This window comes from Curtobacterium sp. BNK-1, from assembly GCF_048685235.1.
Lineage (GTDB): Bacteria > Pseudomonadota > Gammaproteobacteria > Enterobacterales > Enterobacteriaceae > Pantoea > Pantoea agglomerans.
In genome coordinates, this window is sequence record NZ_JBLQTJ010000001.1 from 521,888 (window position 1) to 534,786 (window position 12,899).

The 12,899-nt window shown below is 57.1% G+C and carries 13 protein-coding genes; 4 read left to right on the forward strand and 9 right to left on the reverse strand.

Annotation, left to right across the window (positions count from 1 at the left end):
* Nucleotides 1–52 precede the first annotated feature (52 nt).
* The 3 genes from ACMGGP_RS02295 (at nucleotide 53) to ACMGGP_RS02305 (ending at nucleotide 3,187) form a co-directional block, all read left to right on the forward strand.
* Nucleotides 53–982, forward strand: a complete 930-nt coding sequence (locus ACMGGP_RS02295; RefSeq protein WP_010254017.1) for an ABC transporter ATP-binding protein — start codon at nucleotides 53–55, stop codon at nucleotides 980–982.
* Nucleotides 979–1,749, forward strand: coding sequence for an ABC transporter permease (locus ACMGGP_RS02300; RefSeq protein ID WP_010254018.1), 771 nt, complete (start codon nucleotides 979–981; stop codon nucleotides 1,747–1,749). Before ACMGGP_RS02295 ends, ACMGGP_RS02300 begins: the two co-directional genes overlap by 4 nt.
* A 424-nt stretch (nucleotides 1,750–2,173) precedes the next feature.
* On the forward strand, nucleotides 2,174–3,187 hold the full coding sequence (locus tag ACMGGP_RS02305; protein ID WP_010254020.1) for an acyltransferase family protein: 1,014 nt from the start codon (nucleotides 2,174–2,176) through the stop codon (nucleotides 3,185–3,187).
* A 65-nt stretch (nucleotides 3,188–3,252) separates the two neighbouring features.
* Here ACMGGP_RS02305 and panD read toward each other — a convergent pair whose 3' ends face one another.
* The 9 genes from panD to thpR form a co-directional block, all read right to left on the reverse strand.
* Nucleotides 3,253–3,633, reverse strand: coding sequence for an aspartate 1-decarboxylase (gene panD / locus ACMGGP_RS02310; RefSeq protein ID WP_010254022.1), 381 nt, complete (start codon nucleotides 3,631–3,633; stop codon nucleotides 3,253–3,255).
* 47 nt (nucleotides 3,634–3,680) lie between these two features.
* Nucleotides 3,681–4,535, reverse strand: a complete 855-nt coding sequence (panC, locus tag ACMGGP_RS02315) for a pantoate--beta-alanine ligase (RefSeq protein WP_010254024.1) — start codon at nucleotides 4,533–4,535, stop codon at nucleotides 3,681–3,683.
* A gap of 15 nt (nucleotides 4,536–4,550) precedes the next feature.
* Nucleotides 4,551–5,345 carry a 3-methyl-2-oxobutanoate hydroxymethyltransferase gene (panB, locus tag ACMGGP_RS02320; RefSeq protein WP_010254026.1) on the reverse strand — a complete coding sequence of 265 codons (795 nt, stop codon included), beginning with the start codon at nucleotides 5,343–5,345 and terminating at the stop codon, nucleotides 4,551–4,553.
* Nucleotides 5,346–5,428: 83 nt separating this feature from the next.
* Nucleotides 5,429–5,914, reverse strand: a complete 486-nt coding sequence (gene folK / locus ACMGGP_RS02325; RefSeq protein ID WP_022625440.1) for a 2-amino-4-hydroxy-6-hydroxymethyldihydropteridine diphosphokinase — start codon at nucleotides 5,912–5,914, stop codon at nucleotides 5,429–5,431.
* The gene (gene pcnB, locus ACMGGP_RS02330) at nucleotides 5,911–7,350 is read right to left on the reverse strand and encodes a polynucleotide adenylyltransferase PcnB (RefSeq protein ID WP_029519478.1); all 1,440 of its coding nucleotides are present in this window, start codon (nucleotides 7,348–7,350) and stop codon (nucleotides 5,911–5,913) included. Before pcnB ends, folK begins: the two co-directional genes overlap by 4 nt.
* A gap of 65 nt (nucleotides 7,351–7,415) precedes the next feature.
* Complete coding sequence (gluQRS, locus tag ACMGGP_RS02335; RefSeq protein WP_033756612.1) at nucleotides 7,416–8,294, reverse strand: tRNA glutamyl-Q(34) synthetase GluQRS; 879 nt, start codon at nucleotides 8,292–8,294, stop codon at nucleotides 7,416–7,418.
* Nucleotides 8,295–8,367: 73 nt separating this feature from the next.
* Nucleotides 8,368–8,823, reverse strand: a complete 456-nt coding sequence (dksA, locus tag ACMGGP_RS02340) for an RNA polymerase-binding protein DksA (RefSeq protein ID WP_010254035.1) — start codon at nucleotides 8,821–8,823, stop codon at nucleotides 8,368–8,370.
* Between the two features lie 247 nt (nucleotides 8,824–9,070).
* Nucleotides 9,071–9,775, reverse strand: coding sequence for a DNA/RNA nuclease SfsA (sfsA, locus tag ACMGGP_RS02345; RefSeq protein ID WP_033756614.1), 705 nt, complete (start codon nucleotides 9,773–9,775; stop codon nucleotides 9,071–9,073).
* Nucleotides 9,753–10,310, reverse strand: coding sequence for an RNA 2',3'-cyclic phosphodiesterase (gene thpR, locus ACMGGP_RS02350; protein WP_010671851.1), 558 nt, complete (start codon nucleotides 10,308–10,310; stop codon nucleotides 9,753–9,755). The genes sfsA and thpR overlap by 23 nt, the downstream gene beginning before the upstream one ends.
* Before the next feature lie 36 nt (nucleotides 10,311–10,346).
* On the opposite strand from thpR, the gene hrpB reads away from it, so the two are divergent.
* On the forward strand, nucleotides 10,347–12,830 hold the full coding sequence (hrpB, locus tag ACMGGP_RS02355) for an ATP-dependent helicase HrpB (protein WP_498798107.1): 2,484 nt from the start codon (nucleotides 10,347–10,349) through the stop codon (nucleotides 12,828–12,830).
* Nucleotides 12,831–12,899 lie beyond the last annotated feature (69 nt).

Below are 12,899 nucleotides of genomic sequence, written 5' to 3' on the forward strand. Positions count from 1 at the left end.
TGATAAATTTAAACGGCATTGCAATGCCATCAAAACAGGGTATGGATGCAGAATGACTTATGCACTGGAACTTTCCCGGCTGACCAAGACCTATCCCGGCGGCGTGCAGGCGCTGAAGGGCATCGATCTTAACGTTGAAGCGGGTGACTTTTATGCGCTGCTGGGGCCAAACGGTGCCGGTAAATCGACCACCATCGGAATTATCAGTTCGCTGGTTAACAAATCCGAGGGCAGCGTGCGGGTGTTTGGCTACGATCTTGAAAAAGATGTGGTGAATGCCAAGCGCCAGCTCGGCCTGGTGCCGCAGGAGTTTAACTTCAACCCGTTTGAGACGGTGATGCAAATCGTCGTTAATCAGGCGGGTTACTATGGCGTTGAGCGTCGTGAAGCCAATGAGCGGGCAGAAAAGTATCTGAAGCAGCTCGATCTGTGGGGAAAACGCGCTGAACGTGCACGCATGCTTTCCGGCGGGATGAAGCGTCGCCTGATGATCGCCCGTGCGCTGATGCATGAGCCTAAGCTGCTGATTCTGGATGAACCCACCGCTGGCGTGGATATCGAACTGCGACGCTCGATGTGGGTGTTCCTGAAAGATCTCAATGCCAAAGGCACGACCATTATTCTCACTACCCACTATCTGGAAGAGGCGGAGATGCTGTGCCGCAACATCGGCATCATCCAGAGCGGTGAGCTGGTGGAGAACACCTCAATGAAAGGGCTGCTCTCCAAGCTCAAATCAGAAACCTTTATCCTGGATCTGGCACCCCGCAGTCCGCTGCCCACGCTGGAAGGGTTCCAGTACCGGCTGACCGATACCTCAACGCTCGAAGTGGAAGTGCTGCGTGAGCAGGGGCTCAACAGCGTCTTCAGCCAGCTTAGCGCGCAGGGTGTGCAGGTGCTGAGTATGCGCAATAAAGCCAACCGTCTTGAAGAGCTGTTTGTGGGTCTGACGACGCAGGGAAAAACAGGAGCAAAAGCATGACACATCTCTACTGGGTGGCGCTGAAAAGCATCTGGGCCAAAGAGGTTAACCGTTTCGCCCGCATCTGGATCCAGACGCTGGTGCCGCCGGTCATCACCATGACGCTCTATTTCATCATTTTTGGCAACCTGATCGGGTCGCGCATCGGTGAGATGCACGGCTTCAGCTATATGCAGTTCATCGTGCCGGGATTGATCATGATGGCGGTCATCACTAACGCCTATGCCAACGTGGCGTCGTCGTTCTTCAGCGCCAAGTTCCAGCGCAATATTGAAGAGCTGCTGGTCGCGCCGGTGCCGACCCACATCATTATTGCCGGTTATGTTGGCGGCGGGGTGGCGCGTGGTGTCTGCGTGGGTATTCTGGTGACGGCCATCTCGCTGTTCTTTGTGCCGTTCCACGTGCATTCCTGGACGATGGTAGCGGTCACGCTGCTGCTGACCGCGATTCTGTTTTCACTGGCAGGTCTGCTGAACGCTGTCTTTGCGCGCACCTTTGACGATATCAGCCTGATCCCGACCTTTGTGCTGACGCCACTGACTTATCTGGGCGGCGTATTCTATTCACTGAGTTTGCTGCCGCCGATCTGGCAGGCTGTCTCTAAACTCAATCCAATCGTTTATATGATTAGCGGATTCCGTTATGGCTTCCTCGGCATTAATGATGTGCCGCTGGTGTTTACCCTCTCGGTGCTGGTGGCCTTTATTCTGGTGTTCTACTGGCTGGTCTATGCGCTGATACAGCGCGGGCGCGGATTACGCACCTGACGTTAAGCTGAATGGTAAGGGCCACGCTGCGATAAGGGCGTGGCTTTTTTTTGGGTGGAGAGCAAATCACGCTGACTACGGTTCTGCCTGGCCTTAAAAATCACCTTAAAACCCGCCTCATTCGTTATATTTTGTCTCTGAAGCCGCCCGACGCCTCGCTTACACCCTTGCTCACAAAAAATAACCCTAAGTATTATCTGATAATACTCTGACATCTTTCGCTATCTGAATGATTCATAACTATTAAATATTTTTTAAGAATAGCCTTAAAGTCTGGCTGTTGTTTATTTGATTATGAATTATCAGAATAGCGCCGGAATAAGGTTATTCCTCTGCTCAGGGACGAATGAGTAGGCTAAGAGTCTTCTTAATAAGAAAAATGGCAACCGAATCAGGGCCAGTTTTTAATCAAAGGCAGGAAAAGATGAATCGTATAACGTGGATCGATAATCTGCGGGGATTGAGTATTCTCGCAATCATTTTTTTGCACAGCACTATTGCCGTACATAATAACGCCGGACACTTTACCGCCTTCAGCGGCCTGTTAAATGAGATGCTGGCACCGGTAAGGCTGGGGCTGATGTTCTTTGTTTCGGGTTTATTTGTCGATGCCGGGTTAAGAAAAGGCCTGGGTCCTTTTTTTAATAACAAGGTGCGCAGTATTCTCTATCCATTTGTGGTCTGGGTTGCCGTCTACGGCGGGTTGAAAATCCTGTTCAGCTCGATGGCTAATACGCCGCAATCACCGATGAATATTATTCTCTCCCACCTGACCGGTGGCGGTGATATGACCTGGTTCCTGCATTCGCTGTTTATCTTCTTTATTGTGATTATCTTTGCCCGTCACTTGCCGTTCCTGCTGGTGTTTGCCATCTGTATGACGCTGAGCTGGGCGCTGCCAGCGATTGAGGCGGATGGGGTGTTTGCCAGCTTCGACAATACCCACATCAATAAATCGCTTTATCTGTTTGTATTCTTCTATCTCGGCGATTACGTCGTGAGAAAGCAGGTGGATATCGCAGAGAAAGTGCAGCATGGTCCGACGCTGTTAATCTCGGTAATTAGTTTTGTGCTGCTCTCCTGCCTGAATATCTTTGTACTGGAACGTCATTCCCAGGCGTTATTGTCACCGCTGGCACTATTATCGGTTCCGTTCTTTGTCTGGATTGCGCTGAAACTGAAGTCTGAACTGGTCTACTACATAGGCGTCAATTCTATCGTCTTCTACCTGTCGCATTATCTGGCGATTCAGTTCTTCAGTAAGATTGTGAAGTTTGAAAGCCCGTCTGCCTGGGTAAATGACCTGAAGTTTATTTCGGCATTCCTGGTGGCGCTGGCGTTACCGTGGACATTATGTCTGATGAGAAAACGCGGCTGGTTTAATTTCCTCTTTACGATGAAAAAGTCATCGAAGCCGATGACAACCAAACCGGTTTAATTACTGCAGCAGAAATAAAAAGGGCCGCCCGTTTTACCGGCGGCCCTTTTTTAATCAGGTTGTAATCAGGCAATCTGCACCGGCAGCGCTTTCGCCAGACGCTTCATCTGGTTGTCACCTTCAAAATAGGCGACCTTAGGCTGCCACTGACGCGCTTCGGCATCGTCTACCTGCACATAGGAGCAGATAATTAAAATATCGCCTTCGCAGGCACAGCGGGCGGCCGCACCGTTGACCGAGATGATTTTCGAGCCACGCTCAGCCGCGATAGCGTAGGTGGAAAAGCGCTGACCGTTGGTGACGTTATAAATATCGATCGCTTCATATTGCAGAATGCCGGAAGCATCCAGGAAATCCTGATCGATAGCGCAGGAACCTTCATAATTGAGGTCCGCCTGCGTCACCTTCACGCGGTGCAATTTGCCTTGCAGAACTGTGCGAATCATAGCCAGAAACCTTGTCAGAGAAATAAAATAACCTGCAGCGGGATTAATTACTGCGTCAGGTCAACGGTTTGATTATCAATCAGGCGGGCCTTGCCCAGCCAGGCGGCCATCAGCACCACCGCGCGCTGGCTGTCCACCGTCAGCGGTTGCAGCGTTTCCGCATCACAGATCGCCAGGCCATCAGGACGCAATCCCTGCGCCAGCAGTGCCTCACTGGCTGCCTCAATGATCTCGTCAACATGACGCTCGCCATTCTCCAGCTGCGTCGCCATCTGATGCATCACCTGGCTCAGGGCCGGTGCCAGCTTACGCTCATCTGCCGTCAGGTAGCCGTTGCGCGAACTCAGCGCCAGGCCATCTTTAGCGCGCACCGTAGGCACACCAACAATCTCAATGTCGAAGCCCATATCGGCCACCATCTTACGAATGATAGCCAGCTGCTGAAAATCCTTTTCACCGAAACAGGCAATATCGGGCTGTACCAGATTAAACAGTTTGCTGACGATAGTGGCCACACCGCGAAAATGGCCTGGACGTGTGGCCCCTTCCAGCAGGGAAGAGAGCACAGGCACCTCAACAAAGGTCTGATTCTGCGCGCCCTGCGGATAGACTTCAGCAGATGAGGGGGCGAAGACCACGTCAACCTGGTGGCGATTCAGCTTTTCACAATCTTCCTGCAGCGTGCGCGGGTAGCGCGCTAAATCATCGGCGCGATCGAACTGCATCGGATTGACAAAGATCGAGACAATCACGATGTCGCCGCGCGCCCGTGCTTCATCCACCAGCGTCAGATGACCTTCATGCAGGTTGCCCATGGTCGGCACCAGCGCAATGCGTTTACCCTGCTGGCGCCAGCGACGGACTTCCTGGCGCAGCATCAGCAGCGTTTCAATGATCAACACGGTGACTCTCCTGGATTACTGGAAACTGTGCTCTGCCGCCGGATAGGTTCCGGCCTCGACTTCGGCGATATAGTGGCGAATCGCCGCGCGAACATCGCCGGTCTCCGCCAGGAAATTTTTGGCAAATTTGGGAATGTGGCCGCCGGTCACGCCCAGCGCGTCATGCATCACCAGAATCTGACCATCGGTGACATTGCCGGCACCGATACCGATCACCGGGATGGTGAGCGCGTCGGTAATCCGCTGCGCTACCGACACCGGCACACACTCCAGCACCATCAGCTGTGCGCCTGCGGCTTCCAGCGCCAGCGCATCGGCCAGCAGCTGCTCTGCACCGGCTTCATCCCGGCCCTGCACTTTATAGCCGCCAAAGATATTGACCGACTGCGGTGTCAGGCCCAGATGACCACATACCGGAACGGCCCGCTCGGTCAGCATCTGCACGGTCTCAGCCAGCCAGCTGCCGCCTTCCAGCTTCACCATGTTAGCACCGGCACGCATCAGCTGCGCGGCGTTGTCAAAGGTCTGCTGTGGCGTGGCATAACTCATAAACGGCAGGTCGGCGAGCAGCAGTGCCTGTGGTGCGCCACGGCGCACGGCGGCGGTGTGATAGGCGATGTCGCTGACCGTGACCGGCAGGGTGGAATCATGCCCCTGCACCGTCATCCCTAAAGAATCACCAACCAGCAGCACCTGAATGCCTTCATCGGCAAACAAGCGGGCAAAACTGAAATCGTAGGCGGTCAGGGTCGCGAATTTTTTACCGCTGGCTTTCGCCTGACGCAGATGTGAAATCGTGGTGGGTTTCATGGCGCTCTCAACTCAGGAATTCTGATGGGCGCAGTTTACTGGATAGCGTGAAAGAGCGGAATCAGAGATGTGCGTTTGTCTGCTCAGCCGTGCCACAGCACGATGCTGCTGCTGTCGAGGGTAGCCAGGATTGTGCTGAGTGCGCGACCGTCGGGCAGGCGGGCGTCTGGCGCAATCGCCAGCAGGGGCACCAGCATAAACGCGCGATTCAGCAGATCATAGTGCGGCACGATCAGCCGCTCCGTGTTGATGTGCGCCTCGCCAAACAGCATCAGATCGATATCCAGCGTGCGCGGACCCCAGCGTTCTGCCTTGCGCACCCGGCCATGCTCCCGCTCGATCCGCTGGGTATGGTCAAGCAGCGCTTCTGCACTGAGATCGGTCTCCAGCGCCACGGCGGCATTGAGAAAATCGGGCTGATCGGGCGGGCCATATGGCGGCGTACGGTAGAACGGCGAGGTAGCGATGCGTTGCGTCTGCGGCAACGCATCCAGTGCAGTCAGCGCTGCATCAACCTGATGCAGCGGATCGGCCAGGTTACTGCCTAACGCGAGGTAAACCCGTGTCATGAGACGTTCTGGTTGTCACGACGCGGTGCGGAAGGACGGCGGCGCGGACGACGCGATTTATTACGCGGCACCGGATCGTCACCCAGGTTATTGAGCATGTTTTTCTGATGCGGCGGCGCAGCCACCTGGAATTCACCCCACCACTGGCTCAGGCGCAGCAGTTCCGGGTTATTTTCCACTTCCGCCCGCAGCGCCAGCAGATCGTAAGCGGCGCGGAATTTCGGATGCTCCATCAGTTTCCAGGCGCGTTTACCGTGACGGCGGGACATGCGTAACTGCAGCAGCCAGATATCGCGGATTAGCGACGTAATACGTTTCGGAATCGCCAGCGCACGGCAGGCTTCGTCCAGCGTATCGTTCATCGCCATCGCAAAAGCTTCGAAGTAGGTCAGGCCACTCTCCTGCGCAATGCGTTCTGCCGTTTCAAGCTGCGGATACCAGAACATCGCGGCAAACAGGAACGCCGGGTTAACGCGCATGTCGTTGTGAATGCGGTTATCGGTGTTTTTCAGCACCTGCGCCAGCATCCGCTCCATGTGACTGTCGCTGTTTTCGGTGAAGTTTCGCGCCAGCGTCGGGAACAGGGGCTGGAACAGCTGATATTCACACAGCTTGAGATATGTGCTGTAGCCGTAGCCAGCCTGCAACATCTTCAGCGACTCTTCAAACAGGCGAGCAGGCGGAATATCACGCAACAGCGAGGCCAGACGTGGAATCGGCTCGGCGGTTTCCGGCGCAATGCTCATATTGAGTTTGGCAGCAAAGCGTGCGACGCGCAGCATGCGGACCGGATCTTCGCGGTAGCGGGTTTCCGGATCGCCAATCAGGCGAATGATGCCCTGTTCGAGATCGCTGATACCGCCGACATAGTCACGCACGCTGAAATCAGCCACGCTGTAGTAGAGGCTGTTGATGGTGAGATCGCGTCGCTGGGCATCATCTTCGATTGAGCCGAAGATGTTGTCGCGCAGCAGCATACCGCTCTGGGCACGCTGCGAGCTGTTGCGATCCTCTTCCGGCTCTTCCGCCTGATGATGTCCACGGAAGGTGGCGACTTCGATCACTTCCGGGCCAAACATCACGTGCGCCAGACGGAAACGACGGCCAACCAGGCGACAGTTGCGGAACAACTTACGCATCTGCTCAGGCGTGGCATTGGTGGTCACGTCGAAATCTTTGGGTTTTTGCCCCAGTAGCAAATCGCGCACGCCACCGCCTACCAGATAGGCTTCATAACCGGCTTTGTTCAGGCGATAGAGCACTTTGAGGGCATTTTCGCTGATGTCTTTACGTGAGATGGTATGGCTTTCACGAGGAATGATGGTCATCAGACGCTCTGGTTCAACCTCTGCTGGGGCTTCCTCTTCATCACGCTTCAGGACTTTCCGGCAAAAATTAGCTACTCGGGTAAAAATGGGACACCTCGACAGTGGCAATTAGGGTGTAGGTAAAATCAGCGGCTAATCATAGCCTGTTGAGAACCGTTTGAGAATGCTGTTGTCTATGCATCCGGTTTCAGGGCGTTCTCTTGCGGCATCAAAGCGATATTCCACTGCGCCACCGCATCAGACAGCAGTTTGTCCTGCGTTAAGTCCTGCCAGCCGCCTGAAACCGGCTGTCCGAGGAAGCGTAACGCCGCCACCAACAGGGGTCTGGCATCGCCATCCGGCAGCGCAGGTGCATGATTCTGCTTCGACAACTTATGGCCATCGTGGTTAAGCGCCAGCGGCAGATGCAGCCAGTCAGGCACCGGCCAGCCAAATTGCTGGCAGAGCGCAATCTGTCGCACCGTCGGCTCAATCAAATCTGCGCCGCGAACCACTTCGGTAATGCCCTGAAAATGATCATCGACAACGACCGCCAGGTTATAGGCAAACAGGCCATCACGGCGGTGAATAATAAAATCTTCCTGTGCCAGACGCCTGTCCGCCTCCACACGGCCACGCAGACGATCGTCAAACGCAAAGACCGGCGCATGCTGGCGTAAACGCAGCGCGGCATTCTCCGGTCCGCGTTGCCGTTCACGGCAGTAACCATCATAGAAACCGCCAATCTGCTGAATGCGACGCCGGGGGCAGGTGCAGTAATAGCTTTGACGATGCTGCTGCAGCCAGGCCAGCGCGTCACGGTAGGCCTCATGACGTTGTGACTGCCACAGAACCTCGCCATCCCACTCTAAACCGTAGTGCTCCAGCTGATGCAGGATACGGCTGGCGGCACCCGGCACTTCCCGTGGCGGATCGATATCTTCAATCCTCACCCGCCAGACGCCGTTTTGCGCACGCGCGCTCAGGTAACTGCCCAGGGCAGCAATCAGCGATCCGAAGTGGAGTTCACCAGAGGGAGAAGGGGCGAAGCGACCGATACAGGAGGATGACATAGGTTTCAGAAGTGACCACGCAGCGGACAAAACAGCAGTTGTTCCACTGCGTGGTAACAGGCTGGACGCGGCATCAGCCGGCCATTTGTTTCTCACGAATTTCTGCTAACGTCTTACAGTCGATGCAGAGATCGGCAGTAGGACGGGCTTCGAGACGGCGGATACCAATCTCAACGCCACAGGAATCGCAATAGCCGAAGTCGTCATCTTCAACTTTCTTCAGCGTCTTCTCGATCTTTTTGATCAGTTTACGTTCGCGATCGCGGTTACGCAGCTCCAGGCTGAACTCCTCTTCCTGCGCGGCACGGTCAACCGGGTCCGGGAAGTTAGCGGCTTCATCCTGCATATGAGAAACGGTACGATCGACTTCGTCCCGTAATTGATTACGCCAGGCTTCCAGAATCTTGCGAAAATGGGTCAGCTGCGCATCATTCATATACTCTTCGCCAGGCTTCACCTGATAAGGTTCGACGCCAGCAATAGAGAGAATACTCAGGGACGATGTTTTACGGTTTTGACCTTCTTGCATGTTGCTTCTCCTGGATAACACGCACTATACCCTTCGAATTTCGTCTCGCAGGGGCCTTGCTGCCAGCCTGCATTTGACGTCTGCGGGGTACATCGATCCCCCATTGGGGAAAAAAACAGGCCGCTATAAATAACAGAAGCAGTCAGGGTTGGCAATTCTTCATGAACACACCTTGACAAGCCTGTGAGGAACAGCGTAATTGGCCCTTAGCTCAGAACATTCTTAACACATAAAATTGCAAAAGATATTACAAGGTTACGTTGATCGGCGATTTAAGAAACATTCCCTCCGCCGATAAGTCTGCCTGATACGCTAAAACCTCTACGCCCTCCTGCTGCGCCTGAGCCAGTTGTTCTGCATACGCCACATCAATGTGACGTGCCGGAGAAACGTCCTCAATCCCCGAGTGCAAAACGGCAAACAACAAAACGGCCCGATGACCCTCTGCCGCAACTGTCGCCAGTTCACGCAGGTGTTTCTGTCCTCGAATCGTCACCGCATCCGGAAAATACCCTTTTCCTTCATGTAGAAGGGTTACGGATTTCACCTCAATATAGCAGTTGCGCCGGGCCTCTGCTTTGAGCAGGAAATCAATTCTGCTTTTTTCAGTGCCATATCTCACTTCCGCCTGACGATGCGTATAACCGGCCAGCGCCGGCAGCCGTTCCTGCTCCAGCGCCTCAGCCACCAGTTGGTTGGCGCGCAGCGTATTCACGCAGATCCAGTGGCCCTGTTGCGTTTCGGTCAGCTCCCAGCTGTGGGGGTATTTGCGCGTCAGGCTATCGGACGTCGAATACCAGACCCGATCGCCCGGCGTGGCGCAGCCGGTCATGGCGCCGGTATTGGCGCAGTGAATCGTCAGAACGTCGCCCTCTGGCGTCACCACATCGGCCAAAAAACGTTTGTAACGGGCAATCAGACGGGCGGGTTTAAGGGGCGGAGAGAAGTGCATGTGGATCCTGAGAATGTAATGGCCAGCTAGCCAGGGCGCGATAGCGGGTGCGGCCCCGGGCATATTCAGAGGCGAACAGAGAAAAGGTAGAGACGCGAAAACGCCAGTGAAAGCCGCGCGGCGGTAACGTCACCGGCTGCGTGGCGTGGCGTAACAGCGTGATGTGCGGATGAAACGGCTGGGGGCTCTGGTAACAGCCATGCCGGGCGGCCTGGGCCCGCAGCAGGCTGGCGAGCTGCAACAGACCGCGTGGCGCGCGCTGGCAGCCGAGCCAGACCACGCCGGGGCGCGGCCAGTGTCCGGCATCATCCAGGTCGAGATCAAAACCGGGCTGCACAATACGGGAGGCCAGCGTCTGCAGGCGCTGTGAGGTTTCCGGCGCAACTTCACCCAGAAACGCCAGCGTCAGGTGCAGATTCGCCGCGACCACCGGCTGGCCCGCCTCCGCAGGAAAGGTATCGGCCCGCCAGCGCACCAGCTCTTGCTGCATCTCGTCAGGCAGGCTGATGGCAAAAAATAAGCGTTGTGTCGCCATGGCGCTCTCCGGCAAATATCACGGATGGATGCTACAATGCGCGCCATCTTAGCACAGGCAGAAGCGGAGTTTGCTGTGAGCGATTTACCGGTCAGCGCGGTGCTGCCTGACATCCTGGCGGCATTGAGTGACGCCCCACAAATCCTGCTGGCCGCACCAACCGGCGCGGGCAAATCGACCTGGCTGCCGCTGCAGTTGTTACAGCAGGCGGCGCTGCCGGGACGGATCATCATGCTGGAGCCACGTCGGCTGGCGGCGCGTAATGTGGCGCAGCGGCTGGCGGAGCAACTCGGCGAGCAGCCGGGTGGCACGGTGGGATTCCGGATGCGTGGCGAAAGCTGCGTCGGGCCACAGACCCGGCTAGAAGTGGTGACCGAAGGCATGCTCACGCGCATGCTTCAGCACGACCCGATGCTGGAAGGCGTGTCGCTGGTGATCCTCGATGAATTTCACGAGCGCAGCCTGCAGGCCGATCTGGCGCTGGCGCTGCTGCTTGATGTACAGCAGGGGCTGCGCGACGACCTTAAAATCATGCTGATGTCCGCCACGCTGGACAACGCCCGGCTGGCGGCGCTGCTGCCGGATGCGCCACTGATCGTCTCAGAAGGGCGCAGCTATCCGGTTGAGCGGCGTTACGCGTCACTGAATCAGAATGTGCGTTTTGAAGAGGCGGTCGCGCGTGAAGTCGCCCAGCTGCTGCGGGATGAGAGCGGTTCGCTGCTGCTGTTTCTGCCGGGTGTGGCGGAGATCGAACGGGTGAAGCGCGAGCTGGAATCACGCATCAGTGACGACGTTGATCTGACGCCGCTCTATGGCGCACTGCCGCTGGCGGCGCAGCGCCGGGCAATTCTGCCTGCCGCCGACGGCCGCCGCAAAGTGGTGCTTGCCACCAATATCGCCGAAACCAGCCTGACCATTGAGGGGATTCGGCTGGTGGTCGACAGTGCGCTGGAACGCAGCGCTCTGTTTGACGCCCGAAGCGGCGTGACGCGTCTGCAGACCCAGCGAATCAGCCAGGCATCGATGATCCAGCGAGCGGGTCGCGCCGGGCGACTGATGCCGGGGCTCTGCCTGCATCTGGTGCCGCAGGAGCAGGCATCACGAGCGGCGGCGCAGAGTGAACCGGAAATCGTTAACAGCGATCTCTCGCCACTGTGGCTGGATCTGCTGCAGTGGGGCTGTACCCAGCCGCAACAGCTGCAGTGGCTGGACCAGCCGCCCGCCAGAAATGTGGATGCGGCGCAGCAGCAGCTGACCCGACTGGGAGCACTGGACAACAACGGCCTGCTCAACACGCTGGGACGGCGCATGGCGCAGCTGGGATGCGATCCCCGACTCGCCACCATACTGTGTGCCGCAGGCGATGAGCCGGATGCGGTCGCCAGCGCCGCGCTGCTGGTGGCGATTCTGGAAGATCCTCCCCGCAGCGGCAGCGCCGACCTGCGTGATGCGCTGCATCGGCCGCAGGCGCAATGGCAGCGGCGGGCGCAGCAGTGGCAGCAGCGGCTTAAAATCCGTGGCGGGCGCATCGATGAAGATCGTTTCGCCGGATTGCTGGCTGTGGGCTTTGGCGATCGGCTGGCGCGGCGACGCGATCAGAGCGGTCGCTATCAGCTGGCCAACGGGCTGGGGGCCAGACTCGATGAGCAGGATGGCCTGACGCGTAATGAGTGGCTGATTGCGCCTGCTCTGTTGCAGGGCAGTGCCACACCGGATGCCCGGATGTTGCTGGCACTGCCGGTCGATATTGAAACGCTGTGCCAGCAGCAGCCCGCCCTGATTGAGCGCCGGACCGAAGTGGAATGGGACGAAGAGAAAGGCACGTTGCGTGCTTTCAGACGTGAGCAGATTGGCGCGCTGATACTGAAAACCCAGCCGATGGCGCGCCCGGAACCAGAGGTGCTGCACGCGGCCATGCTGCGCTGGATCGCTGAAAAAGGTCTGTCGGTACTGGGCTGGACGCCGGAGGCCGAACAGCTGCGTCTGCGCATCCAGTGTGCGGCCCGGTGGCTGCCGGAAGAGAGCTGGCCCGCGACCGACGATGAAACCCTGCTTGAGAGCCTGCCGCAGTGGCTGTTGCCGCAGATGTCAGCGGTACGCGATCTCCGCAGCCTGCAGGCGGTGAACCTGACCACGGCACTCTTACATTTACTCACATGGTCACAGCGTCAGCGGCTGGATACTGTGCTGCCAACTCATTACACTGTGCCCACCGGAAGCCGGCTGCCAATCCGCTACGATGCGGAGAAGCCGCCCGCGCTGGCGGTAAGGATTCAGGAGATGTTTGGCGAAGCGCAGAATCCCACCGTAGCGGAAGGACGTATTCCGCTGGTGCTGGAGCTGTTATCGCCCGCCCAGCGCCCATTGCAGATCACCCGCGATCTGGCGGCGTTCTGGCGCGGTGCCTGGCCGGAGGTCAGGAAAGAGATGAAGGGACGTTATCCTAAACATCCCTGGCCCGAGGATCCGGCCACCGCCTTGCCAACAAGGCGAACCAAAAAAATGTCCCCGCAGGGTTGAGTCCGCTGGATCGAATTCAGAGGGTTCTGCCATGCGGCACGCGAGAAAGCAGTTAGAGTAGCGGCGCTG